Here is a 22,559-nt window from a genome sequence, read left to right as displayed (position 1 = left end):
GCTGGGCACCAATCCCCGCGTGTCGCGCAGGGGATGGTTCGGGCTAATGCGCGCTGCGCGCCGCTTCGGCCAGCACGATGGCCAGCCGGTTGTGGCGCTCCAGCAGGGGCGGCAGGTCCAGAGTGGCCAGCCGGCCTTCGCGCACCACGGCGCGGCCATTGACGATGGTCCAGGCTGCCTGCGGGCTGGCGCACAGCATCAGCGCACCGACCGGGTCGTGCACCGCAGCGCCGGCCATCGCCGCAGTGCGCAGGTCGTACAGCGCCATGTCGGCGCACATGCCGGGCGCCAGGTGGCCGATGTCGCTGCGGCCCAGCACCTGGGCGCCGCCGCGCGTGGCCAGGGCCAGGGCGTCGCGCGCCGTCATCTGCGCCGGGCCCAGGTCGCAGCCAAAGAAGGTCCGGCCCGTGGGGTCCGTCTCCGGCGGCTGCAGCGCGCGCGCCACGCGGGCCAGCAGCAGGGCCTGGCGCGCCTCGGCCAGCAGCTGGGCGCCGTCGTTGCTGGCGCTGCCGTCCACGCCCAGGCCCACCGGCACGCCGGCATCGAGCATGCGGCGCACAGGCGCGATGCCCGAGGCCAGGCGCATATTGCTGCAGGGGCAATGGGCGACGCCGGTGCGGCTGGCAGCGAACAGGAAGATGCCCTCGTCATCGAGCTTGACGCAGTGGGCATGCCAGACGTCGTGGCCCAGCCAGCCCAGCTCCTGCGCGTACTGGGCCGGCGTGCAGCCGAACTTGGCCTGGCTGTAGGCGACGTCGTGGTCGTTCTCGGCCAGATGGGTGTGCAGGCGCACGCCATGGGCTCGGGCCAGCGCGGCCGACTCGCGCATCAGGTCGCGGCTGACGCTGAAGGGCGAGCAAGGCGCCAGCGCCACCTGGGTCATCGCGCCGTGCGATGCGTCGTGGAAGCTCTCGATCAGGCGCAGGCTGTCGCGCAGGATGGCGTCCTCGCGCTCGACCACGCTGTCGGGCGGCAGGCCGCCCTGGGACTGGCCCACGCTCATGCTGCCGCGGCTGGCGGTAAAGCGCATGCCGATCTGCGCCGCCGCCTCGATGCTGTCGTCCAGCCGCACGCCATTGGGATAGATGTAGAGGTGGTCGCTGCTGGTGGTGCAGCCCCCCAGCAGCAGTTCCGCCATCGCCACCTGGGTGGAGACACGCACCATCTCCGGCGTCAGGCCGGCCCAGATCGGGTAGAGGCCGCGCAGCCAGGCGAACAGCTCCGCGTCCTGCACGCCAGGGATGGCGCGCGTGAGCGACTGGTACATGTGGTGGTGGGTGTTGACCAGGCCGGGCACCACGATGTGGCCGCGCGCGTCGATCACCTCGTCGGCCTCTTGCGGCAGCGCGTCGGCCGGGCCGATGGCCTCGATGCGGTGGCCGCGCACCAGGACCGAGGCCCCGCGCAGCTCGCCCAGCGCCGCGTCCTGCGTGGCGATGCAGTCGGCACCTCGGATCAGCAGTGTGCGCATGGCGGCCTCAGTCCAGCGAGGCGCCGGCCTGGAACCAGCGGCCGATCACGGCGCGCTCGGCGTCGGTGATGCCGGTGGCGTTGTTCAGCGGCATGACCTTGGTGACCACGGCCTGCTGGTAGATGTTCTGGGCGTGCTGCTTGGCCAGGGCCGGCGAGTCCAGCCGCAGGTTCTTCATCTGCACCTGGGCGCCATGGCAGGCATAGCAGCGCTGCTCCAGCACCGTTTGCACGGATTTGAAGCCGGATTCGGCTCCAGCCCCCGTGGATTGGACCTGAGATGCTATTGAATCAGGAGCGGAAGGCTTGAGCCAGACGATGGTGGCGATGATCACCGCAATGCCCACCAGAGCGTAGGGCAGCGGGTTGCCGTTGCGCCCCAGCTTGTGGCCGTGGCGCATGACGAAGAACTGGCGGATGGCGGCGCCGGCGAACATCATCAGGATCAGCACCAGCCAGTTGTGCGGATGGCTCCAGGTGAAGCTGTAGTGGTTGCTCAGCATGGCAAACAGCACCGGCAGCGTGAAGTAGGTGTTGTGCACGCTGCGCTGCTTGCCGCGCTGGCCATGGACCGGGTCCACCGGCTCGCCGGCCCTGATCGATGCGATCACCTTTTTCTGGCCCGGGATGATCCAGAAAAAGACGTTGGCGCTCATGGAGGTGGCGATCATGGCGCCCACCAGCAGGAAGGCGGCGCGGCCGGCAAACCAGTGGCAGGCCAGCCACGAGGCGACGCAGACCAGGAGCAGCACCAGCGCGCCGACGATGGCCTCGCCGTTCTTGCGCTGGGCGAAAAACTGGCAGATGGCGTCGTAGAGCATCCAGAACACCACGAAGAAGGCCAGGGCCACGCTGATGGCCGCGCCGGGCGACCAGTTCATCAGCGACTTGTCGACCAGGTAGCTGCCGGCGTTCCAGATGTAGGAGGCCGTGAACAGGGCAAAGCCCGACAGCCAGGTGGAATAGCTCTCCCAGTAAAACCAGTGCAGGTGTTGGGGCAGCTCGGGCGGCTTGACCGCGAACTTGACCGGGTGGTAGAAGCCGCCGCCGTGCACCGCCCAGAGCTCGCCGCTGACGCCCTGCTTTTTCAGGTCTTCATCGACCGGCGGCGTCAGGCTGCTGTCCAGGAAGACGAAGTAGAACGAGGAGCCGACCCAGGCGATGGCGGTGATGACGTGGACCCAGCGCAGCAGCAGGTTGGCCCAGTCGAGAAGATAGCTTTCCATGTCTCAATCTTTCGGGGCCTGCTCACCACCGCGGGCGCTCTGAGCAGATGGGGCCGCGAACCAAGGGCTGGAAAGCCCGGCGCCGCTGCGGCCTGATGTCTAGAGCGAGAGTGTATGCAAAAGCTGTGCCGCCACGCTGACGGCGATCACCTCGGGCTGCTTGCCCGTGATACCGGCCAGGCCGATCGGGCAGGTCACATGGGCCAGTTCTTCGGCGCTGAAGCCGCGTGCCTCCAGCCGGTGGCGGAAGGTGGCCCACTTGGTCTGGCTGCCGATCAGGCCGATGAAAGGCAGGTCGGCATGCGCGCGCTGGCGCTGCAGGCAGGCCGCCACCACGTCCAGATCCTCGGCATGACTGAAGCTCATGACCAGGACCCGAGAGCCGGGCGCCAGGCCGGCAACCGCTGCCTGCACCGGGTCGGAATGCTCGCAGGCCACGTTGTCGGGCAGCTCGGTCGGGAAGATCTCGTCGCGGCTGTCGATCCAGGTCACGGCAAAGGGCAGCTGGCCCAGGACGCGGACCAGGGCCTTGCCCACATGACCCCCGCCGAACAGGGCCAGGGGCACGGCCGGCGTGGCCAGCTCCTGGCGCAGGGACGGCAGGTCAGCGGCCGTGACGCGACGGTAGCGCAGCTGCACCACGCCGCCGCAGCACTGGCCCAGGCTGGGGCCCAGGGGATAGCGCTGCAACGCCTCCTCGCCCTGCCCTGCCTGGTCGCCGGCCAGGCGGCGCCGCGCCTGGGCGATGGCCTCGTGTTCCAGCTGGCCGCCGCCGATGGTGCCGGCCACCGCATCGGCAAACACGGCCATCCAGGCGCCGGCCTCGCGCGGCACCGAGCCCTGGGTGGCGGCCACCTGCACCAGCACGGCATCGGAGCGGGCCAGGCGGCTTGTGAAATCTTTCATGGACATGGCGGGGAATCGCGCAAGCGGACGCAAGCGGCGGATTCTTTTGTAAACGCTGTCATCACAGTATGCTCAATGCCGTTGAATGGATCAGCCTTGCGGCGATCCGCCCACGATTGGAGACAAAACCTTGAAACAACAGCTTTCCAGACTGCGCCGCCTGGCTCTGCCCCTGAGCAGCGCAATGGCCGCCATCCTGGCCGCCTGCAGCTCCGCGCCGCCGCCCGCCGCAACGGCCTCGCCCGAGACCGTGCAATCGGGCGCCACCCCCATCACTGGCACACGCGCCTCGGCCGCCGGCAACCCCAAGGCCTACCGCCAGGACGCCGCCACCCACCTGTACGGGCTGAACCGCGATCGCATCTACCAGGGCCGGCTGCCGCCCATGCTCTATGCCATCGGCGTGCTGCAGGTGGACATCGACAACCGCGGCGCGGTGCGCAGCCTGAACTGGATGCGCGCGCCCAAGCACGCGCCGGAAGTGATCGCCGAGATCGAGCGCACCGTCCGCGCCGCCGCGCCCTACCCGGTGCCGGCCCGCATGGGCAAGGTGGTCTACACCGACACCTGGCTGTGGCACAAGAACGGCAAGTTCCAGCTGGACACCCTGACCGAGGGGCAGGACTAGTCTCAACTGCCGCGGTAAGTCGAATAGGCCCATGGGCTCACCAGCAGGGGCACGTGGTAGTGCTGGTCGGCGTGGGCCACGCCGAAGTCCAGGCTGACGCGGTTGAGGAAGTTGGGCTCGGGCAGGGCCACGCCGCGGGCCTTGAAGTACGCCGCCACATCGAACACCAGGCGGTAGGTGCCGGTTTTCAGGCTGGTGCTGTCATAGAGCAGGCCGCCGGGGTTGCGCCCGTCCTGGTTGAGCACAAAGCTCTTGACCAGCGTGGCGGCCTCGCCCTGCGTGGTGTAGAGCGACACCGTCATGCCGACGGCCGGCGCTCCATGCATGGTGTCCAGGACGTGCGTGCTCAAACCCATGGTCTTCTCCGTATTTGGTGGACACAAGTGTATACACTTTTCCCGTTCAGGACTATCATGCCGCCATGGAGTCCTCCACCAGCGTCATCGTCGAATCGCTCACCCGGGCCATCGTGGAGCACAGGCTGCAGCCGGGCAGCAAGCTGGCCGAGCAGAAGCTGGCCGACCACTTTGGCGTCTCGCGCACCCTGGTGCGCCAGGCCCTGTTCCAGCTGGCGCAAAACCGCCTGGTGACGCTGGAGCCGGCGCGCGGCGCCTTCGTCTCCACCCCCTCGGTGCAAGAGGCGCGCCAGGTCTTTGCAGTGCGCCGCATGCTGGAAGCCGAAATGACCCGCGCCTTCGTGCGCGAGATGACACCGGCCCGCCTGCGCGCCCTGCGCGAGCACGTGGCCCTGGAAAAAGCCGCCGTCGACAGCCAGGACGCTGCGGAGCGCGTCGAACTGCTGGGCGACTTCCACGTGCGCATGGCCGAACTCATGGGCAACGAGGTGCTGGCCCAGATCCTCAAGGACCTGGTCTCGCGCGCCTCCCTGATCACCCTGATGTACCAGCCGGGCGGCGCAGCGCGCCACTCGCAGGAGGAGCACGTGGAGATCGTCAAGGCCCTGGCGGCCCGCGACGAAGGGCGTGCCGTGCGCCTGATGGAGGAACACCTCTTGCATGTGGAGCAGAGCCTGGCCTTCGACCGCCAGCTGCCCACCCACGACATCGCCCTGGCACTCGCATGAACATGACGACCCCCACGCTCACATCCGTTCGCTGCCCCCCGAGGGGGCCTCAGTGCCCTACGGGCGGCCGGGCGGGCACTGAACCATGACCTACGACAGCACAGCCCCCTACCCGCGCGACCTGGTCGGCTACGGCCGCAATCCGCCCCACGCGCAATGGCCCGGCCAGGCCCGCATCGCCCTGCAGTTCGTCCTCAACTACGAGGAAGGCGGCGAGAACGCCGTGCTCCATGGCGACGCCGGTTCCGAGCAGTTTCTCTCCGAGATGTTCAACCCGGCGACCTACCCGGCGCGCCACATCAGCATGGAAGGCGTCTATGAGTACGGCTCGCGCGCCGGCGTCTGGCGCCTGCTGCGCGAGTTCGAGAAGCGCCAGCTGCCGCTGACGGTGTTCGGCGTGAGCATGGCCTTGCAGCGCCACCCCGAGCTGACGGCCGCCTTCCAGGAGCTGGGCCACGAAATCGCCTGCCACGGCTGGCGCTGGATCCATTACCAGGGCCTGCCCGAGGAAGTGGAGCGCGAGCACATGCGCGTCGGTATGGAGATCATCCAAGAGATGACGGGCGAGCGCCCCCTGGGCTGGTACACCGGCCGCGACAGCCCCAACACGCGCCGCCTGGTGGCCGACTACGGCGGCTTCGAGTACGACAGCGACTACTACGGCGACGACCTGCCCTTCTGGATGAAGGTGCAAAAGACCGACGGCGCCGTTGTGCCGCAACTCATCGTGCCCTACACCCTGGACACCAACGACATGCGCTTTTCCCTGCCCCAGGGCTTTGCGCAAGCCGAGGACTTTTTCGTCTACCTGCGCGACAGCTTCGATGCCCTTTATGCCGAAGGCAAAGAGGCGCCCAAGATGCTGAGCATCGGCATGCACTGCCGCCTGCTGGGCCGGCCCGGTCGCATCGTCGCCCTGCAGCGCTTCCTGGACCATGTGCAAAAGCACGACAAGGTCTGGATCACGCGCCGCATCGACATCGCGCGCCACTGGAAGCAGACCCATCCTTTTCAAGGCTGATGCACATGGCCCTCACCCTGGACCAACTCAACGCGGCCAGCGCCGCCGACGCCGCACAACTGCTGGACGGCACCTACGAGCATTCGCCCTGGATCGCCGCAGCCGCGATGGCGCAGCGGCCCTTCCGCTCCCTGGCCCACCTCAAGTACGCCATGGCGCGCGTGGTGGCCGATGCCGGCCGCGACAAGCAGCTCACTCTGATCCGCGCCCACCCCGAGCTGGCGGGCAAGGCCATGGTCAGCAAAACGCTGACCGCCGAATCCACCAACGAACAGGGCAAGGCCGGCCTGACGGACTGCACGCCGCAGGAGTTCGCCAAGATCCAGCAGCTCAACGCCGCCTACAACGAACGCTTTGGCTTCCCCTTCATCCTGGCGGTGCGTGGCCCGCGCGGCAGCGGCCTGACGCGCCAGCAGATCATCGAGACCTTCGAGCGCCGCGTGGACCACCATCCGGACTTCGAGCTGGGCGAGGCCCTGCGCAACATCCACCGCATCGCCGAGATCCGCCTGGCCGACAAGTTCGGCGTGCAGCCCGAGCTGGGCAACCTGGTCTGGGACTGGCAGGAAAGCCTGGCCGAGTTCAGCGACCCCGGCTTCAAGGAGCTGGGCCAGCTCACCGTCACCTACCTGACCGACGCCCACCGCGCAGCGGCAGCGCGCATTGCGCAGGACATGCGGGACTGCGGCTTCGACACGGTGGACATCGATGCCGTGGGCAATGTGGTGGGCCGCTACGAAGCAGCCTCCCCCGGCGCCAAACGCCTGCTCACAGGCTCGCACTACGACACTGTGCGCAACGGCGGCAAGTACGACGGCCGCCTGGGCATTTTCACGCCCATGGCCTGCGTGCGTGCCCTGGCGCAAGCCGGCCGGCGCCTGCCCTTCGGCATCGAGGTGGTGGGCTTCTCGGAAGAGGAAGGCCAGCGCTACAAGGCCACCTTTCTGGGTTCGGGCGCGCTCATCGGCGGCTTCAACCCCGACTGGCTGACACAGAAAGACGTCGACGGCATCAGCATGGCCGATGCGATGAAGAATGCCGGCCTGCCGGCCGATCTGCAGGCCATTGACGCCCTGCAGCGCACCCCCTCCGACTACCTGGGCTTTGTCGAGGTCCACATCGAGCAGGGCCCGGTGCTCAATGAGCTGGACCTGCCGCTGGGCATCGTCACTTCCATCAATGGCGGCGTGCGCTACCTGTGCGAGGTGATCGGCATGGCCAGCCACGCCGGCACCACGCCCATGAACCGCCGCCGCGATGCCGCCGCGGCCGTGGCCGAACTGGCGCTCTACGTGGAGCAGCGCGCGGCGCAGGACGGCGACTCTGTGGGCACCATCGGCATCCTCAACGTGCCGGGCGGCTCCACCAATGTGGTGCCGGGCCGCTGCGTCTTCACGCTCGATTTGCGCGCCCCCAATGACGCGCAGCGCGACGCCATGGTGGCCGACGTGCTGGCGCAACTCCAGGCCATCTGCGAGCGCCGCGGTGTGCGCCACACAGTGGAGCAGACCATGCGTGCCGCCGCGGCGCCCAGCGCGCCGGCCTGGCAGCAGCGCTGGGAACAAGCGGTGGACGCCCTGGGTGTGCCGCTGTTTCGCATGCCCAGCGGCGCCGGCCACGACGCCATGAAGTTGCACGAGGTGATGCCCCAGGCCATGCTCTTCGTACGCGGCCAGAACGCCGGCATCAGCCACAACCCGCTGGAAAGCACGACCAACGAGGACATAGCCCTGGGCGTGCGGGCCTTCCTGGGCCTGCTGGACCAGCTTGCGACCGAAACCCAATGAACGACATGACAGCCTACGCCACGCTCGACGCCTGGATCGACGCCCACTTCGATGAGGAAGTGCGCTTCCTGCAGGAACTGGTGCGCGTGCCCACCGACACGCCACCTGGCAACAACGCGCCGCATGCAGAGCGCACGGCCGAACTGCTCAAGGCCTTCGGCTTCGAGGCGGAAAAATATCCCGTGCCGCGGGCCGAGGTGCAGGCCTATGGCCTGGAGTCCATCACCAACCTCATCGTGCGCCGCAAATACGGCGAAGGCCGCACCATCGCCCTGAACGCCCACGGCGACGTGGTGCCGCCGGGTGAAGGCTGGAGCCATGACCCCTATGGCGGCGAGATCGTGGACGGCAAGATCTACGGCCGCGCCACGGCGGTGAGCAAGGGCGACTTTGCCAGCTTCAGCTTCGCCGTGCGCGCGCTGGAGTCGCTGCAGGCCCAACTCAAGGGCGCGGTGGAACTGCACTTCACCTACGACGAGGAGTTCGGCGGCGAGATGGGCCCGGGCTGGCTGCTCAAGAACAAGCTGACCCAACCAGACCTGATGATGGCGGCTGGCTTCAGCTACGAGGTGGTGACGGCGCACAACGGCTGCCTGCAGATGGAGGTGACGGTGCACGGCAAGATGGCCCATGCCGCCATCCCCGACACCGGTGTCGATGCGCTGCAGGGCGCCGTCGCCATCCTCAATGCCTTGTACGCACAGAACGCGCTGTACAAGAAGGTGACATCGGATGTCGCCGGTATCCAGCACCCCTATCTGAACGTGGGCCGCATCGAGGGCGGCACCAACACCAACGTCGTGCCCGGCAAGGTGGTGTTCAAGCTGGACCGCCGCATGATCCCGGAAGAAAACCCGGTGGAGGTGGAGAAATCCATTCGCCAGGTGATCGCCGATGCTGCCGCCCAATGCAAGGGCATCACGGTGGACATCAAACGCATCCTGTTGGCCAACTCCATGCGGCCGCTGGCGGGCAACAAGCCCCTGGTCGATGCGATCCAGAAGCACGGCGAACAGCTGTTCGGCCAGCCCATCCCCGCCATGGGCACGCCGCTGTACACCGACGTGCGCCTGTACGGCGAGGCCGGCATCCCCGGCGTGATCTATGGCTCGGGCCCGCGCAGCGTGCTGGAGTCGCACGCCAAGCGCGCCGACGAGCGCCTGGACCTGGCAGATCTGCGCAAGGCCACCAAGGTGGTGGCGCGGGTGCTGTACGACCTGCTGCAGTAAGCCGGCCTACTGCGCTTCCATCACCAGGCGGATTCCCACGAGGGTGTAGCGCGTGTCCTGTGCATTCCAGTTGCGGTAGGCGCAGCGCGCATAGAGCGGCCAGGTGTGCCAGGAGCCGCCGCGCCGCACCTTCACGCCGCCCTCGGCCGGTCCCTGCGGATCGTCCTGCGGCGAACGGGCGTAGTAGCTGTCGTCGTGCCAGTCAGCCGTCCATTCCCAGACGTTGCCGTGCATGTCGTGCAAGCCGAAGGCGTTGGGCGCGAACCGGCCCACAGGTGCGGTGAACGCAAAGCCATCCGCGGCGGGAAGCGCGAAGGCCTGCCACTTGGGCCAGTGCGGCGCCGCATCGGCATCGAACACATTGGCCACCGCGCTCAATGAGGCCGGCGCATCGCCGCTGTGGAATTGCGTGCGCGTGCCGGCGCGGCAGGCGTATTCCCATTCGGCCTCCGTGGGCAGACGGTAGTGGCGCCCCTCGGTGGCGCTGAGCCAGCGGGCCAGGGCCTGGGCGTCGTTCCAGGTCACGTTGACCACCGGATGCCCCTCTGTCTGCGCAAAGCCGGGGTTGTGCCAGGAGTAGCGCGGGTCGCGGCCTTCGAAGGCGTCGCCGCGCCGGGTGGCGCTGGGGTCGTAACTGGCGGAATAGCCGTAGCCGCCCGTGCCATCGGCCACGGACTCCGGCACGTGACCCGAGCCGGCCAGGAACTGGCGGAACTGGCCCACCGTCACTTCGTGCCGCGCCATGTAGAAGGGCCGCGTGATGCGCACGCGGTGGGCGGGGGTTTCGTCCCGCAGGTCTTGCAGGCGCGTGAGCTCCAGGCCGGGGAAGAGCTGGGCCATTTCCTGCACGAGCGCATCGTTGCCCATGGTGAACTCGCCGGCCGGGACCAGGACCAGTTCCATCCCCAGGCGGTTGGTGGCCAACGGTGGCGGGGTCGCACAGGCGGCGAGGGCCAGGCAGGCGATGGCGGCTAGCCATGACGGGACGGAGCTGCGGATCATGCTGGTGCTTGCTCTCTCGTTGAGGCGGAAGTCTCCATTAGAACCGGGCCGGCAAGCAGGCAGCCGCAACTTCATATTTCATGTATTATTGAAATATGGATGAAACAAGCGTTGTCAAAGCCCTTGCCGCCCTGGCCCAGCCCGTGCGCCTCCAGGTGTTTCGCGCCCTGGTCGTGGCCGGGCCCAGAGGCATGACGCCAGGCACCATGGCCGACGGCCTGGGCATCTCCCCTAGCGCCCTGTCCTTCCACCTGAAGGAGTTGACCAACGCCGGTCTGCTCACCCAGGAGCGCGCCAGCCGCAACCAGATCTACCGGGCCGCCTTCGGGCAGATGAACGCCTTGCTCGCCTACCTCACAGACAACTGCTGCCAGGGCGCGGAGTGCGCCGTCGACCCAGCGGCCGCCGCCTGCACCACCTGCTGACCACCACCGGAGACCCACCATGAAGCGCTTCCACGTCCATGCCCACGTCGAGAACCTGCAGGCGAGCATCGCCTTTTATTCCAGGCTGTTCGACGCCGAACCCAGCCGGGTGGAGAACGACTACGCGAAATGGATGCTGGACGACCCCCGCATCAACTTCGCCATTTCCACCCGTGGCGACAAGCCCGGTGTCGACCACCTGGGCTTCCAGACCGATTCCCAGGAAGAACTGGCTGTCTTGAAGGCGCGTGCCCAGGCCGCCGACATGGCGCTGGCCGACGACGGCGCCACCACCTGCTGCTACGCCCGCAGCGAGAAGCACTGGATCACCGATCCGCAGGGCATCGCCTGGGAGCAGTTCCACACGCTGGCGGATATTCCCGTCTTCAGCGAAAAAGCGGCTTCATCCGCAGGCCCTGCTTGCTGCGCACCCAAGTCTGCGCAGACGCAGTCCTGCTGCTAGGCCCTGGAGGTCCTGTGAGCGACAAAGCCATCAACGTGCTGTTCCTGTGCACGCACAACTCGGCCCGCAGCATCCTGGCCGAGGCCGCCCTGAACGCGCTCGGGCGGGGCCGCTTCCAGGCCTATTCGGCCGGCAGCAGCCCCAGGGAGAATCAGAGACCCAATCCGATGGCGCTGCAGGTGCTGGAGAAGGCTGGCATCCCCACGCAGGACTTGCGCAGCAAAAGCTGGGATGAGTTCGCCCAGCCGGACGCACCGCGCATGGACCTGGTGATCACCGTCTGCGACAACGCCGCAGGCGAGGCCTGCCCTTTCTGGCCCGGCCATCCCGCCACGGCACACTGGGGCTATGCCGACCCATCGGAGGCGCAAGGCAGCGAGGAACAACGCCTGGAAGCCTTCCGCCAGACCCTGCATGCGATCCGCAGGCGGTTGGAACTGCTGGTGAATCTTCCGGCGGACCGCGTGGACAAGTTGTTGCTGCAGCAGACCGCCCGCGACCTGGCCCGCAGCTGATGGCGCCGCAACTGCGTCGGGCCGCTGCGGCGGAGTTTGCCGGCACTGCCATGCTGCTGTGCGCTGTCATCGGCTCGGGCATCATGGCCGAGCGCCTGGCGGGCGGCAACATGGCCGTCGCGCTGCTGGCCAACACGCTGGCCACGGTGTTCGCCCTGTTCGTGTTGATTGAAACCCTGGGCCCGGTCAGCGGCGCGCACTTCAACCCCGTGGTCACACTGGTGCTCGCCAGCAAGGGCCAGTTCGGCCAGGGCGGGCGACGCGATGCAGTGCTGCTCTTCGTGGCCGCGCAGCTGGCCGGTGCAGTGGCCGGCGCCTGGCTGGCACACCTCATGTTCGATCTGCCCATCCTCCAGGCCAGCACCCGGCTGCGCGCAGGCTGGGGCCAGTGGGCCGCCGAGGCCGTCGCCACGGCGGGCCTGGTCTTCGTGGTCTTGAAAGCGCCGCAGGGCAAGGCCGCTGCGCTTGTCGCCTGCTACATCGGCGCGGCGTACTGGTTCACGGCGAGCACCTCGTTTGCCAATCCTGCGGCGGTGGCGGGACGCATGCTCAGTGACACGTTCGCAGGGGTCGCCCCGACCGATGCGCCGGCGTTCGTGCTGGCGCAGTTGGCCGGCGGATGGGCAGGAAGCGTGCTGGCCAGCGCGCTGTCTGCCAGCGAAGCGCCGCGCACTTGAGCCACACCGATGTTCTTCTTGTGGTTCAGGCGGAGTGCGCGGGGCGGCGAAGCAGTGGAGAGCTGGCAGCCGCCATTGCGAGCTCCTCGGCGGCTTGCACGAGCGGTTTGCCCAGTTCCTGCATGCGCGCGGCTGTCAGGCGCTGGAGCGGTCCCGCGATGGTGATGACGGCGGCCGCGGCGCCGCCGCGCCTGAGCACCGGCGCGGCCATGGCGCTCATCCCCGGCGCGTACATCTCCGCCATGAGGCTGAAGCCGCGCTGTCGGTCTTCCCCCAGCACCTTCATCAGCGACTTGAATGTGGTGGGCGCGTTGGGCCCGTACTCTCGCGGCGAGCCAAAGCCCTGGCGGGCCACGATTTCCGTTGCACGCTCCTCGTCCAGCATCATCAGCCACGCATGGCCACCGGCGCTGCAGGACAGGCGCACCTCGATGCCCATATCGGGGTCGTAGCGCAGGCCGGTGCGCGCGCCCTGCGCTTTCGCGACGAAGGTCAGGCGGTCGCCGTCCACCAGCGCCAGGCGCACCAGTTCACCGGACACTTCCGCGAGGCGGTCAATGATGGGTTGCGCGATATCCACAATGCCCGCCGCACCCAGAAAGCTCAGGCCGAGCGCCGGCAGGCGCATGGTGAGGGTGTAGTCGCCCATCTCACGCAGCTGACGCACATAGCCGCAGCGCACCAGGTCTGCCAGCAGTCGATGGCACGCGCTACGGGGCAGGTTGAGTTCATCGGCCAGTGACGCCAGAGGCAGACCCTCAGGCTGCGAGGCCAAGGTCTCCACGATGCGCAGGGTGCGCTCGACAGTGCCGGAAGGAATGACCGCCGAGTTCGTCATGTGATATTGAATTCCGACTTGGAACGGGGTTCTTGCTTCGTGCCTATCATGCCCCACTTTCGCATCGACACCAAAAGGAGACACGCATGAGATTCATTACCCGCCGCGGCCTGACCGCCATTGCCTTGCTCGCCGCCGTTACCGGTGTCAGCGCACAGGACATCCAAGAACGCACCATCAAGTTCGGCCACCTGAACAACGCCGGTCACCCGACCAGCCTGGGCGTGCAGAAGTTCGCCGAGATCGTTGCTGCCAAGAGCGGCGGCAAGATCAAGGTGCAGGAGTTCGCCGCGTCGCAGCTGGGCAACGAGCTGCAGCAGCAATCGGCGCTGCAGGGCGGCGTGCAGGAAATGTTGGTCGCGTCCACCACGTCCTTGAACGGGATCGCCAAGGAGTTCGGTCTGCTGGACTTCCCGTTCCTGTTCGCCAATGCCAAGCAGGCCGATGCGATGGTCGACGGCCCCCTGGGCAAGGCCCTGGCCGCGAAGCTGCCCGAAAAGGGCGTGATCGTTCTGGGTTTCTTCGACCTGGGCTTTCGCAATGTGACCAACAGCAAGCGCCCGATCATGAAAGGCTCCGACCTCGAAGGTCTGAAGCTGCGAGTGATCCCCAATCCGGTGTTCCTGGAAACATTCAAGACCTTCAACGCGAATCCGCTGCCCATGGCGTTCGCCGAGCTGTACGGCGCTCTCGAGAGCAAGGCTGTGGACGGCCAGGAGAACCCGTTCGCGGTCATTGCGTCGAGCAAGTTCTATGAGGTCCAGAAGTACGTCAGCGGCACCAACCACGTTTACGCGACCAATCCGGTCCAGATCAGCAAGCGCTTCTGGGACCGCCTGTCGGCGACTGAACAGAAGATCCTGGCCGACTCCGCCATTGAAGCCCAGAACTGGCAGCGCACCGTCAGCCGCGAAGTTTCCAGCAAGGCGCTGGGCGAGCTGACCGCAAAAGGCATGGTCTACAACGACCTCCCGCCCGCTGAACTGGCCAAGATGCGCGTCGCGGTTCGTCCGGTGTACGACAAGTTCTCGGCGGCTTATGACCCGGCCATCGTGACCCTCTTCAAGTCCGAACTGGAACGCGTGTCCAAGTTCTGAAGCGAATCGACGACTCCGTGAAAATTCTTGTCCTGCACGGCCCGAACCTGAACCTGTTCGGGCGCCGCGAGCCGCACATTTACGGCCATACCACCCTGGCGCAGATCGACGCTCAGCTCGCCACGCTGGCTGGCGAGCTCGGCGTGCAGCTCGAGACGATCCAGTCGAACCACGAGGGCGCGCTGATCGACTTCCTGCACCGCCACATCGACGACGCGCAGGGCGCCCTGGTCAACCCGGCGGGCCTGACACAGCACGGCGTGCCCTTGCACGACGCCATCAAGGCCATGCCGTTCCCGGTGATCGAAGTGCACATGTCCAACATCGCCGCGCGCGAGAGCTGGCGTGCGCACTCGATCATCTCGCCGGCCGTCAAGGCCACCATCCAGGGCCTGGGGCCCCTGTCCTATCTCATGGGACTGCGGGCCCTGGCCGCCCTGGCGCAACAGGCGCATTGAGCGGCCACAAGCAGCCGCTGATCGCGGCTGCGTCAGCGCGCTGGCACGAAGAGCGCTCGCCTCTTCGTGCTAGTCGCGGCCGAAGCGCCGCTCTGGCAGACCTTGAACGTCCACGTCAATGGCCAGCAGCGACCCTGACCAGGGCTCGTCGCGCAGCTGCTGGCGCGTGAGAAAGCGCCGCGCCGTGGTGATGTACAGGGTGCGCAGGTCCGGACCACCGAAGCACACGCAGGTGGGATTGCTCACGGGCAGCGCGATGACGCGGTCGATGCGGCCATCGGGCGCGTAGCGCACGACCCGCTTGCCCGCAAAGATCGCGTTCCACACATAGCCCTGGGCGTCCACGCAGGCGCCATCGGGCCGGTCGCGCACGGCCGTGTGATCGACGAACACCTGGCGTTCACCCAGCTTGCCCGCTTCCATGTCCAGGCCGAAGCGCCAGGTCGTGTAGCGTCGCGTGTCCGAGAAGTACAGCGTGTCCTCGCCCGGCGACATCGCGATCGTGTTGGCGACGATGACGTCACCGAACTGGCGGTGCGCGCTGCCGTCCGGGTCCACGCGGTAGACGCCGCCGTTGCCCCGGTGCAGCTGGTTGTCCATGGTGCCGACCCAGAAGCGCCCACGGCTGTCGCAGCGGCCGTCGTTCAGGCGGTTGTCGGCGCCACCGTCGGGCTCCACCTGGCAGACCAGTTCGCGCTGGCCCGTGCCCAGGTCGAAGCTGACCAGCGCCAGGTCCAGGCCCAGCAGCACCCGGCCCGGGCGACGCAGCAATGCCAGCGATCCGACGTAGCGCTCGTCGAACTGGAAGACGTCGTGGCGTCCGCTGGCGGGGTGGAAGCGCTGCAGCCGTGCCTGCTCGATGTCCAGCCACAGCAGGGACTGCGTCTGCTCGCACCACAAGGGCGTTTCGCCCAGCACATCGCTCCCCGGCACCACGCAGCGCACGCCTTCGGACATCACCATCACTGAGCTCCTCGAAAAGGGTTCCACTGTGCCACCAAACGGGCCCGTTCCAGCGACAGCGAAGCCGGGTTTTGCTGTCTAGAATGCCCCCAGCGCCGGGCAGTCGCATGGCGCAAAAGAACATCCAGGAGACAGCCTTGACCTTCCGCAAACTCGCCACCCTCGCGGTGCTCGCAGCCGCCTGTGCCGCCGCATCCGCCCAGGACATCCAGGACCGCGTGATCCGCTTCGGCCACGTCAATCCACTGGGCCACCACCTGTCGCTGGGCGTGCAGAAATTCGCGGAGATCGTCGGCGCCCGCAGCGGTGGCAAGCTCAAAGTGCAGGAGTTTCACACCAGCAGCTTGGGCGGCGAGCAGCAGCAGTTCAGCGCCGTGCAAGGTGGCGCGCAGGACATGGTCGTGTTGTCGGCCACCGTCACGGGCGGTGCCGTCAAGGAGTTCACGCTGCTGGACATCCCCTTCTCGTTCACCAGTGGCGAGCAGGTGGATGCGCTGGTGCAAGGACCGTTCGGCAAGTCGCTGCTGCAGCGGCTGCCGGAGAGGAGCCTGGTGGGGCTGGGCTTCTGGGAGGCGGGCTTTCGCCAGTTCACCAACAGCCGCCGGCCGATCCAGACCGTGGAAGACCTCAAGGGCCTGAAGCTGCGTGTGATCCCCAACCCCATGTTTGTGGAGAGCTTCGCTGCTCTGGGCGCGAACCCGGTGCCGATGGCCTTTCCCGAGCTCTACGGCGCTCTCGAGTCCAAGGCGATGGACGCGCAGGAGAACCCCTTCGCGATCATCGCGAACAGCAAGTTCTACGAAGTGCAGAAGTACCTGAGCGTGACCAACCACGTGTACACGGCCAGCCCGGTTCTCATCAGCAAGAAGCTGTGGGACCGCCTGAGCGCCACCGAGCAGAAGATCCTGCAGGACGCCGCGGTGGAAGCTGGCGCCTACCAGCGCCGCCTGAGCCGCGAGTCGGCCGTCGCAGCGCGCAAGGAGCTGGAAAGCAAGATGCAGATCAATGACGTGTCGCCCGCGACGCTGGCCCGCATGCGCGAACTGACCGCGCCGGTGGCCGAGAAGTTTGCCGCGACCTACGACCCGGCCGCGGTGAAGCTGTACCGGGCCGAACTGGACAAGGTGCGCGCGACGGTGCGCTGAAGAATCAGTCCACCTGCGCGCCGGAGCGCTTGACGAGAACGGCCCACTTGTCCATCTCCGCCTTGTTGAAGCCGGCCAGCTCCTCGGCCTTCAAGGCGCGCTGCTCGACGCCCTGCTCGCGCAGCTTGCCCGCCACTTCGCTTGAGGCCAGCACGCTGGCTGCGGCGGCGCGCAGCTTCGCCAGCGTGGCCGGCGGTGTGGCGGCGGGCGCGTAGAGCATGAACCAGGCGACCAGGTCGAAGTCGGCCAGGCCCTGCTCCATCAGTGTGGCCACCTCGGGCGCGGCGGCGCTGCGTTGCGCGCTGCTGGCGCCCAGGGCGCGCAGCTTGCCGGCCTTGACCTGGGGCATGACGGCCGCCGGGTGGTAGAACATCAGGTCGACCTGGCGGCCCATCACGGCCGTCATGGCCATCGCGCCCTCCTTGTAGGGCACATGCGTCATCTTCACGCCCAGGCGCTGGGCCAGCATCTCGCCGGCCAGGTGGCCGGAGGTGCCGTTGCCGGCGGAGGCAAAGCTCACGCCCTCGGGCCGGGCCGCCATGGCCTTGAGATCGTTGAGTGTCTTGGCCAGTGAGTCGGCGCCAACCACCAGCAGGGTGGGCGTGAAGCCCACCAGGGCCAGGGGCGCGAAGTCGCGCAGCGGGTCGTAGGGCAGCTTCTTGAACAGCGAGGCGTTGATCGCATGCGTGCCCACCGTGCCCATGACGATGGTGCGGCCGTCGGGCGCGGCCTTGGCCACCTGGTCCGAGCCGGTGGAGCCGCCCGCGCCGGCCCGGTTGTCCACCACCACAGTCTGCTGCAAGGCCTTGCCCAGGCCATCGCCGAGCACGCGGCTGACGATATCGGTCGTGGTGCCCGCGCCAAAGGGCACGACCAGGCGCAGCGTGCCATCGCTGGCTTGCGCCAGCAGCGCGGGCGCGGCAGCGGCCAGACCGGCGGCAATGAGGATGCGGCGGGAGATGGTGGTGGGCGACAGCATGCTTTGTCTCCTTCGTTTGGTATTGTTTTGCCGACGGGCCGCCCCTAGGCAAACCACGCGCCCTCGGGGGCAGCGAGCCACACGCCGTGGGCGAGCGTGGGGTCACATTCAGACGCCAAGGTAGGCTTTGCGAATCTCGGGTCGCTCCATCAATTCCTGCGGCAAGCCCTCGGCCACAACGCGGCCCAATTCCAGCACGCAGGCGCGGTGCGCCACTTTCATCGCCATCGAAACGTTCTGCTCGACCAGCACGATGGTGATGCCGGCGGCGCTGACCTTGCGGATGGCCTCGAACATGTCACCCACGACCAGCGGCGACAGGCCCAGCGAGGGCTCGTCCAGCAGCAGCAGGCGCGGCCGCGCCATCAGCGCCCGGGCTATGGCCACCATCTGCTGCTGGCCGCCGGAGAGCTCACCGGCCGGCGCAGCCAGCTTGGCTTTGAGGGCCGGGAACAGGGCCAGCACCTCATCGAGCGACTGGCCGCGGCGCGCCTTGGCCGCCGGCAGGAAGCTGCCCACGTCCAGGTTCTCGGCGACGGTCAGGCCGGTGAACAGGCGCCGGCCCTCGGGCACCAGGGCGATGCCGGCGGCGCAGAAGCGGTGCGGCGCCAGCCGCGTGATGTCCTGGCCTTCCATCGAGATGCGGCCGGCCATGGGCTGGAGCACGCCGGCGATGGTGTTGACCAGGGTGGTCTTGCCCGCGCCGTTGGGGCCGACGATGCACAGCAGCTCGCCCTGGGCGACGCGCAGCGACACATCCCAGATGGCGCGCGCCTGGCCGTAGGCCACGGTCAGTTGGTGCAGTTCAAGCATGCTGAATTCCCAGGTAAGCGCTCATCACGGCCGGGCTTTGCATCACCTCGCGCGGCGCGCCCTCGGCCAGCATGGCGCCCTGGTCGAAGACCACGATGCGGTCCGTCAGCGCCATCACGGCGTCCATCACGTGCTCGACGAAGACGATGGTCGTGCCCTGGTCGCGGATGCGGCGGATCTGGGCCACGGCCGACTGGATCTCGGCGGGCGTCAGACCGCACAGCACCTCGTCCAGCAGCACCAGGCGCGGCCGGCCGGCCAGCGCCCGCGCCAGCTCCAGGAACTTGCGCTGGTGCAGGTTCAGTTCGCCCGGCAGGCTGTGCGCCTTGCCCTCCAGGTGGGTGAAATCCAGCCAGCGCATGGCCTCGCGACGGCCCGCCTCCATGCTGCCCAGGCCCTGGCCGGCGTACATGGCGGCGACGGCCACGTTGTCCAGCACGCTCATCTGGGCGAAGGGCCGGGGGATCTGGTAGGTGCGGGCGATGCCGGCCTGGGCGATCGCATGGGCCGGCAGGCCGGCGATATCGCGGCCAGCCAGTTTGACCTGGCCTCCACTGGGCAGAAAGTGCCCGCTGACCACGTTGATGAAGGTCGACTTGCCCGAGCCGTTGGGCCCCAGCAAGCCCAGGATCTCGCCCTCGCGCACCTGCAGCGAGACCTTGTTCAGCGCCTTGAGGCCGCGGAAGGATTTGGACAGGTCGTGGACGTCGAGCAGAACACCTCCGTCATTCCCGCGGCGGCGGGAATCCAGGGCGCCCGCCTTCGGCTCAGTGGAAAGCACTGGATCCCCGCCTGCGCGGGGATGACGAATCTGCTTGCGTCGCAGTTTTCCCATCACACCTTCCGGCATGAAGAGCACACCCACCACCAGGATCAGGCCGATCACGCCCTTGCCCATCACTGCGTACTCGCCGCCGGTGAAGGAGAACAACAGGCAGGTGATGGCCACCGCGCCGATGGCCGGGCCGGCCCAGTGGCGCGTACCTCCCAGGATGCTCATGAGCACCACCGTCAGCGGCACGGTGAGGTTGAAGGTCTCGGCCGTGGTGACGTAGGAGACGAACAGCGCGTGGATGCCGCCGGCCCAGCCCGCCAGCGCGCAGGAAATCGCCAGCGCCAGCAGCTTCCAGCGGTAGGTGGGCACGCCCAGCACCTCGGCCGCGTCCTCGTCGTCGTGGATGGCGAACAGGGCCGCGCCGAAGCGCGAATGGCGGATGGCCCAGGACACGAGCAGGGTCACCACCGCCGCCACCAGCATCATCAGGTAGAGGCTGGAGGTGGGCGTGGGGCCCAGCTTGGGCACGGCCACGGCGTTGAGGTAGACGCCCGGGCCGCCGTCGATGGGCGTGTTGCCGATGATGGTGGCGACCACGAAGGTCACAGCCATCGACAGCAGGGCAAAGACCTCGCCGCGGATGCCGCGCACGCGGAACACCACGGCGCCCACGCCCACGCCGATCAGCGCCGCCACCAGCGCCGCCACCGGCAGGGTCCACAGGAAGGGCCAGTTGAACTTGCCTGCCAGTGTGGCCGAGGTGTAGACGCCCGCGCCAAAGAAAGCGCCGTGGCCGAAGGAGAAATAGCCCGCGTAGCCCGACAGGATGTTCCAGGAGGTGGCCAGCACCATCCAGAACAGCGCCAGGTAGAGGAAGGATTCGTAGAAGGCCGGCAACTTGAGAAAGGGCAGCGCGGCCAGCAGCAAGCCGGCGGCCAGGATGCCGGCGGGAGCGCGTTGCAGCTTCATCGCACCCGCCCCGGCCGCAGCAGCAAGATGGCGATCAGCAATGCGAACGACACCAGCGGCGCCCACGAGGGCGAGGTCACCGCCATGGTGACGGCCTCGCTGACGCCGATGATGATGCCCGCCACCAGGGGACCGAGCGCGCTGCCCAGCCCGCCGAGCATCACGGCGGCGAAGACCACGCCCACCCAGGTGTACATCTGCGAGGGGCTGATGCTGCTGGACAGGGCGATGCACACGCCGGCCACACCGGCGATGGCCGCGCAGGTGCCGGCCAGCAAGAAACCGTTGCGTCGCTGGTCGATGCCGAAGGCCGCCGCCACAGGCGCGTCTTCAGCGCTGGCGCGCAAGGCCTTGCCCAGGTCGGTGAAACGCAGCACGACCCACACAGCGAAGGAGATCGCGATGGCCAGCACCAGGGTCAGGACTTCCGGCACCGGCAGGTACAGCGGGCCCAGGCGGAACTTCAGCTCGGCGTAGTGCGACTCCAGCTTGCGCGGGTCGGCCGTCCAGATGGTCTGCATCACGGATTCCACAATGCCCATGCAACCGAAGGTCAGCAGCAGCGAGCTGAAGGGCGTGAGACGGAAGCGCTCGGTCAGCCAGTGCAGGCCGGCGCCTAGCGCGAACATCAGAGGCACGACGCAGACCAGGGTGAGCAAGGGGTCCCACTTGGCCACCACCGACAACTGCCAGCAGATGTAGGCAGACAGGAAGGCAAAGGCAAAGTGGGCCAGGTTGATGGTGCGCAGCAGGCCCCAGCTCAGGCCCAGCCCAAGCCCCAGCAGGCCGTACAGCGCGCCGGCGAATACGCCGGACAACACCGATTGGCCGAGCAGCGTCCAGCTCGGAAAACTCATCGCGCTGCTGCCTTAGTTCGTCGCCATGCGGAAACCAGGCGTCACCATTTCGCGCGGCCACACCACGACCCACTTGCCGTTCTGGATCTGCTTGATGCGCATCAGGTCGTCGCCGTAGTTCGAGGGGCCGTCAAAACGCAGCGCCCCCTGGATGGTGTTGACCTTGTTCTTCTTCAGATAATCGGCGATCTTCTTATCGTCCAGGCTCTTGGTGGCGGTGACGCCCGCCTCCAGGATCTGCCACGCCGTATAGGAGGCCGCGGCCTGTACTTCGACCGAGGTATCGGGGAAATTCGCCTTGGCGGCGCGGGCGCGGTAGGTGGTGATGAATTTTTCCGCGTTCGGCCGGGTGTTGAAGGGCGGCTGGTCCTCGAAGATGGTCACCGACAGCGCGTTCTTGCCTTCCGGCGAGGCCACCAGCGGCCCCGGCGCCGGATACATGTAGAAGTGCTGCGGCGGCACATAGTCGATCTTCTTCATCGCGTCGAGCAGCAGGTTGCCGTCCAGGCCGATGGCGCCCACGTAGACAAAGTCGGGCTTGGCATCCTTGACCCGGCTGGCGATGGGCCCGAAGTCGCGGTTGCCGAATTCCCACTCGAGGAACAGCACTTCGGTCAGTCCCTTTTTCTTGATGGTCTCGCGCGCGCCCATGGACATGAAGTGGATGGAGGGGAACTTGCTGGTGACCACCGCCACCGTCTTGGGCGGCTTCGGGCCATTGGCCAGCGCCTCGAACAAGGTGTTGTTGACCGTCACGCCAGGGTCCGATCCCAGCGACCAGGCCGGGAACTGCATGTCGTACTTGACCAGCGAAGGCACGCCCAGCGTGTGGTGCACCAGCACCTTGTTGTAGCGCTGGGCCACGCCCACGGCCGACAGGATGGCGCCGGTGGCGTAGGGGCCCATCAGCAGGTCGACCTTGTCGGAGGTGAGCAACTGCTCGTACAGCGTGCGGGCCAGGTCGGCCTTGGACTGGTCGTCCTTGAGCACCCACTCCAGCTTGCGGCCCAGCAGGCCGCCGCGGCTGTTCAGATCCTCCACATAGATCTCGCCCACCAGCTTGTGTACCTGGGCGGTGGCAGACAGCGGGCCGGTCAGGGCCAGGGTGCTGCCGATCCTGATCGGCCCGCCCTGGGCCCAGGCCGCCAGCGGCAATGCGGCGGCCGTGACTGCGGATCCGGCGGCCGCGGCCAGGACGGTACGGCGATGGAAAGTCGGTTGCGTCATGCTTG

Annotated in this window: 24 protein-coding genes; 12 read left to right on the top strand and 12 right to left on the bottom strand. The window is 67.6% G+C overall.

Features of this window, described 5'->3' with window-relative positions; genetic code table 11:
• Positions 1–43 precede the first annotated feature (43 nt).
• The 3 genes from Q0632_RS21245 to xdhC all read right to left on the bottom strand — a co-directional run bounded on the left by Q0632_RS21245 (position 44) and on the right by xdhC (position 3,602).
• Positions 44–1,471: an 8-oxoguanine deaminase gene (locus tag Q0632_RS21245; RefSeq protein ID WP_298933986.1), complete on the bottom strand. Its 1,428-nt coding sequence runs from the start codon at positions 1,469–1,471 to the stop codon at positions 44–46.
• A gap of 7 nt (positions 1,472–1,478) precedes the next feature.
• On the bottom strand, positions 1,479–2,696 hold the full coding sequence (locus tag Q0632_RS21240) for a urate hydroxylase PuuD (protein WP_298933984.1): 1,218 nt from the start codon (positions 2,694–2,696) through the stop codon (positions 1,479–1,481).
• Positions 2,697–2,795: 99 nt separating this feature from the next.
• Entirely contained in the window at positions 2,796–3,602 is an 807-nt protein-coding gene (xdhC, locus tag Q0632_RS21235) for a xanthine dehydrogenase accessory protein XdhC (RefSeq protein ID WP_298933982.1), read from the bottom strand.
• A gap of 184 nt (positions 3,603–3,786) precedes the next feature.
• On the opposite strand from xdhC, the gene Q0632_RS21230 reads away from it, so the two are divergent.
• Positions 3,787–4,230: a hypothetical protein gene (locus Q0632_RS21230; protein ID WP_298934181.1), complete on the top strand. Its 444-nt coding sequence runs from the start codon at positions 3,787–3,789 to the stop codon at positions 4,228–4,230.
• A 2-nt stretch (positions 4,231–4,232) separates the two neighbouring features.
• Here Q0632_RS21230 and uraH read toward each other — a convergent pair whose 3' ends face one another.
• Positions 4,233–4,586: a hydroxyisourate hydrolase gene (gene uraH, locus Q0632_RS21225; protein WP_298933980.1), complete on the bottom strand. Its 354-nt coding sequence runs from the start codon at positions 4,584–4,586 to the stop codon at positions 4,233–4,235.
• Between the two features lie 65 nt (positions 4,587–4,651).
• Here uraH and Q0632_RS21220 point away from each other — a divergent pair, with 65 nt between their 5' ends.
• The 4 genes from Q0632_RS21220 (at position 4,652) to Q0632_RS21205 (ending at position 9,351) form a co-directional block, all read left to right on the top strand.
• Positions 4,652–5,314, top strand: a complete 663-nt coding sequence (locus Q0632_RS21220) for a GntR family transcriptional regulator (protein WP_298933978.1) — start codon at positions 4,652–4,654, stop codon at positions 5,312–5,314.
• An 85-nt stretch (positions 5,315–5,399) separates the two neighbouring features.
• Complete coding sequence (gene puuE / locus Q0632_RS21215) at positions 5,400–6,335, top strand: allantoinase PuuE (protein WP_298933976.1); 936 nt, start codon at positions 5,400–5,402, stop codon at positions 6,333–6,335.
• A 5-nt stretch (positions 6,336–6,340) separates the two neighbouring features.
• Positions 6,341–8,122, top strand: a complete 1,782-nt coding sequence (uraD, locus tag Q0632_RS21210) for a 2-oxo-4-hydroxy-4-carboxy-5-ureidoimidazoline decarboxylase (protein ID WP_298933974.1) — start codon at positions 6,341–6,343, stop codon at positions 8,120–8,122.
• Between the two features lie 5 nt (positions 8,123–8,127).
• Entirely contained in the window at positions 8,128–9,351 is a 1,224-nt protein-coding gene (locus Q0632_RS21205) for an ArgE/DapE family deacylase (RefSeq protein WP_298933972.1), read from the top strand.
• 6 nt (positions 9,352–9,357) lie between these two features.
• On the opposite strand, the gene Q0632_RS21200 is transcribed toward Q0632_RS21205, so the two are convergent.
• Positions 9,358–10,254: a formylglycine-generating enzyme family protein gene (locus Q0632_RS21200; RefSeq protein ID WP_298934177.1), complete on the bottom strand. Its 897-nt coding sequence runs from the start codon at positions 10,252–10,254 to the stop codon at positions 9,358–9,360.
• Between the two features lie 194 nt (positions 10,255–10,448).
• Here Q0632_RS21200 and Q0632_RS21195 point away from each other — a divergent pair, with 194 nt between their 5' ends.
• Genes Q0632_RS21195 through Q0632_RS21180 form a run of 4 tightly spaced genes read left to right on the top strand, consistent with a single transcriptional unit; the run spans position 10,449 to position 12,433 of the window.
• On the top strand, positions 10,449–10,778 hold the full coding sequence (locus tag Q0632_RS21195; protein WP_298933970.1) for a helix-turn-helix transcriptional regulator: 330 nt from the start codon (positions 10,449–10,451) through the stop codon (positions 10,776–10,778).
• 19 nt (positions 10,779–10,797) lie between these two features.
• On the top strand, positions 10,798–11,241 hold the full coding sequence (locus Q0632_RS21190) for an ArsI/CadI family heavy metal resistance metalloenzyme (protein ID WP_298933968.1): 444 nt from the start codon (positions 10,798–10,800) through the stop codon (positions 11,239–11,241).
• Positions 11,242–11,255: 14 nt separating this feature from the next.
• Positions 11,256–11,756 (top strand): arsenate reductase ArsC, encoded by a 501-nt coding sequence (locus tag Q0632_RS21185; RefSeq protein ID WP_298933966.1) that lies wholly within the window; start codon positions 11,256–11,258, stop codon positions 11,754–11,756.
• Positions 11,756–12,433: an aquaporin gene (locus tag Q0632_RS21180; RefSeq protein ID WP_298933964.1), complete on the top strand. Its 678-nt coding sequence runs from the start codon at positions 11,756–11,758 to the stop codon at positions 12,431–12,433. Before Q0632_RS21185 ends, Q0632_RS21180 begins: the two co-directional genes overlap by 1 nt.
• Before the next feature lie 25 nt (positions 12,434–12,458).
• Here the strand turns inward: Q0632_RS21180 and Q0632_RS21175 are convergent, their stop codons facing one another.
• The gene (locus tag Q0632_RS21175) at positions 12,459–13,271 is read right to left on the bottom strand and encodes an IclR family transcriptional regulator (RefSeq protein WP_298933962.1); all 813 of its coding nucleotides are present in this window, start codon (positions 13,269–13,271) and stop codon (positions 12,459–12,461) included.
• Between the two features lie 86 nt (positions 13,272–13,357).
• On the opposite strand from Q0632_RS21175, the gene Q0632_RS21170 reads away from it, so the two are divergent.
• Positions 13,358–14,368, top strand: a complete 1,011-nt coding sequence (locus Q0632_RS21170; RefSeq protein WP_298933960.1) for a TRAP transporter substrate-binding protein — start codon at positions 13,358–13,360, stop codon at positions 14,366–14,368.
• Between the two features lie 17 nt (positions 14,369–14,385).
• Positions 14,386–14,826 carry a type II 3-dehydroquinate dehydratase gene (locus Q0632_RS21165; RefSeq protein ID WP_298933958.1) on the top strand — a complete coding sequence of 147 codons (441 nt, stop codon included), beginning with the start codon at positions 14,386–14,388 and terminating at the stop codon, positions 14,824–14,826.
• A gap of 69 nt (positions 14,827–14,895) precedes the next feature.
• Here Q0632_RS21165 and Q0632_RS21160 read toward each other — a convergent pair whose 3' ends face one another.
• Positions 14,896–15,789, bottom strand: coding sequence for an SMP-30/gluconolactonase/LRE family protein (locus tag Q0632_RS21160; RefSeq protein WP_298933956.1), 894 nt, complete (start codon positions 15,787–15,789; stop codon positions 14,896–14,898).
• Between the two features lie 137 nt (positions 15,790–15,926).
• Between Q0632_RS21160 and Q0632_RS21155 the strand changes: the two genes are divergently transcribed.
• Entirely contained in the window at positions 15,927–16,934 is a 1,008-nt protein-coding gene (locus Q0632_RS21155; protein ID WP_298933954.1) for a TRAP transporter substrate-binding protein, read from the top strand.
• 4 nt (positions 16,935–16,938) lie between these two features.
• Here the strand turns inward: Q0632_RS21155 and Q0632_RS21150 are convergent, their stop codons facing one another.
• The 5 genes from Q0632_RS21150 to Q0632_RS21130 all read right to left on the bottom strand — a co-directional run bounded on the left by Q0632_RS21150 (position 16,939) and on the right by Q0632_RS21130 (position 22,554).
• Complete coding sequence (locus Q0632_RS21150; protein ID WP_298933952.1) at positions 16,939–17,913, bottom strand: tripartite tricarboxylate transporter substrate binding protein; 975 nt, start codon at positions 17,911–17,913, stop codon at positions 16,939–16,941.
• Between the two features lie 108 nt (positions 17,914–18,021).
• Positions 18,022–18,726 (bottom strand): ABC transporter ATP-binding protein, encoded by a 705-nt coding sequence (locus Q0632_RS21145; RefSeq protein ID WP_298933950.1) that lies wholly within the window; start codon positions 18,724–18,726, stop codon positions 18,022–18,024.
• Positions 18,719–20,470 carry a branched-chain amino acid ABC transporter ATP-binding protein/permease gene (locus Q0632_RS21140; protein ID WP_298933948.1) on the bottom strand — a complete coding sequence of 584 codons (1,752 nt, stop codon included), beginning with the start codon at positions 20,468–20,470 and terminating at the stop codon, positions 18,719–18,721. Before Q0632_RS21140 ends, Q0632_RS21145 begins: the two co-directional genes overlap by 8 nt.
• Positions 20,467–21,327, bottom strand: a complete 861-nt coding sequence (locus Q0632_RS21135; protein ID WP_298933946.1) for a branched-chain amino acid ABC transporter permease — start codon at positions 21,325–21,327, stop codon at positions 20,467–20,469. Before Q0632_RS21135 ends, Q0632_RS21140 begins: the two co-directional genes overlap by 4 nt.
• Before the next feature lie 12 nt (positions 21,328–21,339).
• Entirely contained in the window at positions 21,340–22,554 is a 1,215-nt protein-coding gene (locus tag Q0632_RS21130; RefSeq protein WP_298933944.1) for an amino acid ABC transporter substrate-binding protein, read from the bottom strand.
• Between the last annotated feature and the right edge of the window lie 5 nt (positions 22,555–22,559).

Origin of the sequence: uncultured Ramlibacter sp., from assembly GCF_936925435.1 — a bacterium.
In the GTDB taxonomy this organism is placed as follows: Bacteria; Pseudomonadota; Gammaproteobacteria; order Burkholderiales; family Burkholderiaceae_C; genus Ramlibacter.
This window is presented reverse-complemented; position numbering and strand designations above follow the sequence as displayed.

What these genes read in the sequence shown, in the direction of transcription:
- Q0632_RS21245 (WP_298933986.1), bottom strand. Translation starts at nt 1,471, where the DNA reads ATGCGCACACTGCTGATCCGAGGTGCCGACTGCATCGCCACGCAGGAC.
- Q0632_RS21240 (WP_298933984.1), bottom strand. Translation starts at nt 2,696, where the DNA reads ATGGAAAGCTATCTTCTCGACTGGGCCAACCTGCTGCTGCGCTGGGTC.
- xdhC (WP_298933982.1), bottom strand. Translation starts at nt 3,602, where the DNA reads ATGAAAGATTTCACAAGCCGCCTGGCCCGCTCCGATGCCGTGCTGGTG.
- Q0632_RS21230 (WP_298934181.1), top strand. Translation starts at nt 3,787, where the DNA reads ATGGCCGCCATCCTGGCCGCCTGCAGCTCCGCGCCGCCGCCCGCCGCA.
- uraH (WP_298933980.1), bottom strand. Translation starts at nt 4,586, where the DNA reads ATGGGTTTGAGCACGCACGTCCTGGACACCATGCATGGAGCGCCGGCC.
- Q0632_RS21220 (WP_298933978.1), top strand. Translation starts at nt 4,652, where the DNA reads ATGGAGTCCTCCACCAGCGTCATCGTCGAATCGCTCACCCGGGCCATC.
- puuE (WP_298933976.1), top strand. Translation starts at nt 5,400, where the DNA reads ATGACCTACGACAGCACAGCCCCCTACCCGCGCGACCTGGTCGGCTAC.
- uraD (WP_298933974.1), top strand. Translation starts at nt 6,341, where the DNA reads ATGGCCCTCACCCTGGACCAACTCAACGCGGCCAGCGCCGCCGACGCC.
- Q0632_RS21205 (WP_298933972.1), top strand. Translation starts at nt 8,128, where the DNA reads ATGACAGCCTACGCCACGCTCGACGCCTGGATCGACGCCCACTTCGAT.
- Q0632_RS21200 (WP_298934177.1), bottom strand. Translation starts at nt 10,254, where the DNA reads ATGGAACTGGTCCTGGTCCCGGCCGGCGAGTTCACCATGGGCAACGAT.
- Q0632_RS21195 (WP_298933970.1), top strand. Translation starts at nt 10,449, where the DNA reads ATGGATGAAACAAGCGTTGTCAAAGCCCTTGCCGCCCTGGCCCAGCCC.
- Q0632_RS21190 (WP_298933968.1), top strand. Translation starts at nt 10,798, where the DNA reads ATGAAGCGCTTCCACGTCCATGCCCACGTCGAGAACCTGCAGGCGAGC.
- Q0632_RS21180 (WP_298933964.1), top strand. Translation starts at nt 11,756, where the DNA reads ATGGCGCCGCAACTGCGTCGGGCCGCTGCGGCGGAGTTTGCCGGCACT.
- Q0632_RS21175 (WP_298933962.1), bottom strand. Translation starts at nt 13,271, where the DNA reads ATGACGAACTCGGCGGTCATTCCTTCCGGCACTGTCGAGCGCACCCTG.
- Q0632_RS21170 (WP_298933960.1), top strand. Translation starts at nt 13,358, where the DNA reads ATGAGATTCATTACCCGCCGCGGCCTGACCGCCATTGCCTTGCTCGCC.
- Q0632_RS21160 (WP_298933956.1), bottom strand. Translation starts at nt 15,789, where the DNA reads ATGGTGATGTCCGAAGGCGTGCGCTGCGTGGTGCCGGGGAGCGATGTG.
- Q0632_RS21150 (WP_298933952.1), bottom strand. Translation starts at nt 17,913, where the DNA reads ATGCTGTCGCCCACCACCATCTCCCGCCGCATCCTCATTGCCGCCGGT.
- Q0632_RS21145 (WP_298933950.1), bottom strand. Translation starts at nt 18,726, where the DNA reads ATGCTTGAACTGCACCAACTGACCGTGGCCTACGGCCAGGCGCGCGCC.
- Q0632_RS21140 (WP_298933948.1), bottom strand. Translation starts at nt 20,470, where the DNA reads ATGAAGCTGCAACGCGCTCCCGCCGGCATCCTGGCCGCCGGCTTGCTG.
- Q0632_RS21135 (WP_298933946.1), bottom strand. Translation starts at nt 21,327, where the DNA reads ATGAGTTTTCCGAGCTGGACGCTGCTCGGCCAATCGGTGTTGTCCGGC.
- Q0632_RS21130 (WP_298933944.1), bottom strand. Translation starts at nt 22,554, where the DNA reads ATGACGCAACCGACTTTCCATCGCCGTACCGTCCTGGCCGCGGCCGCC.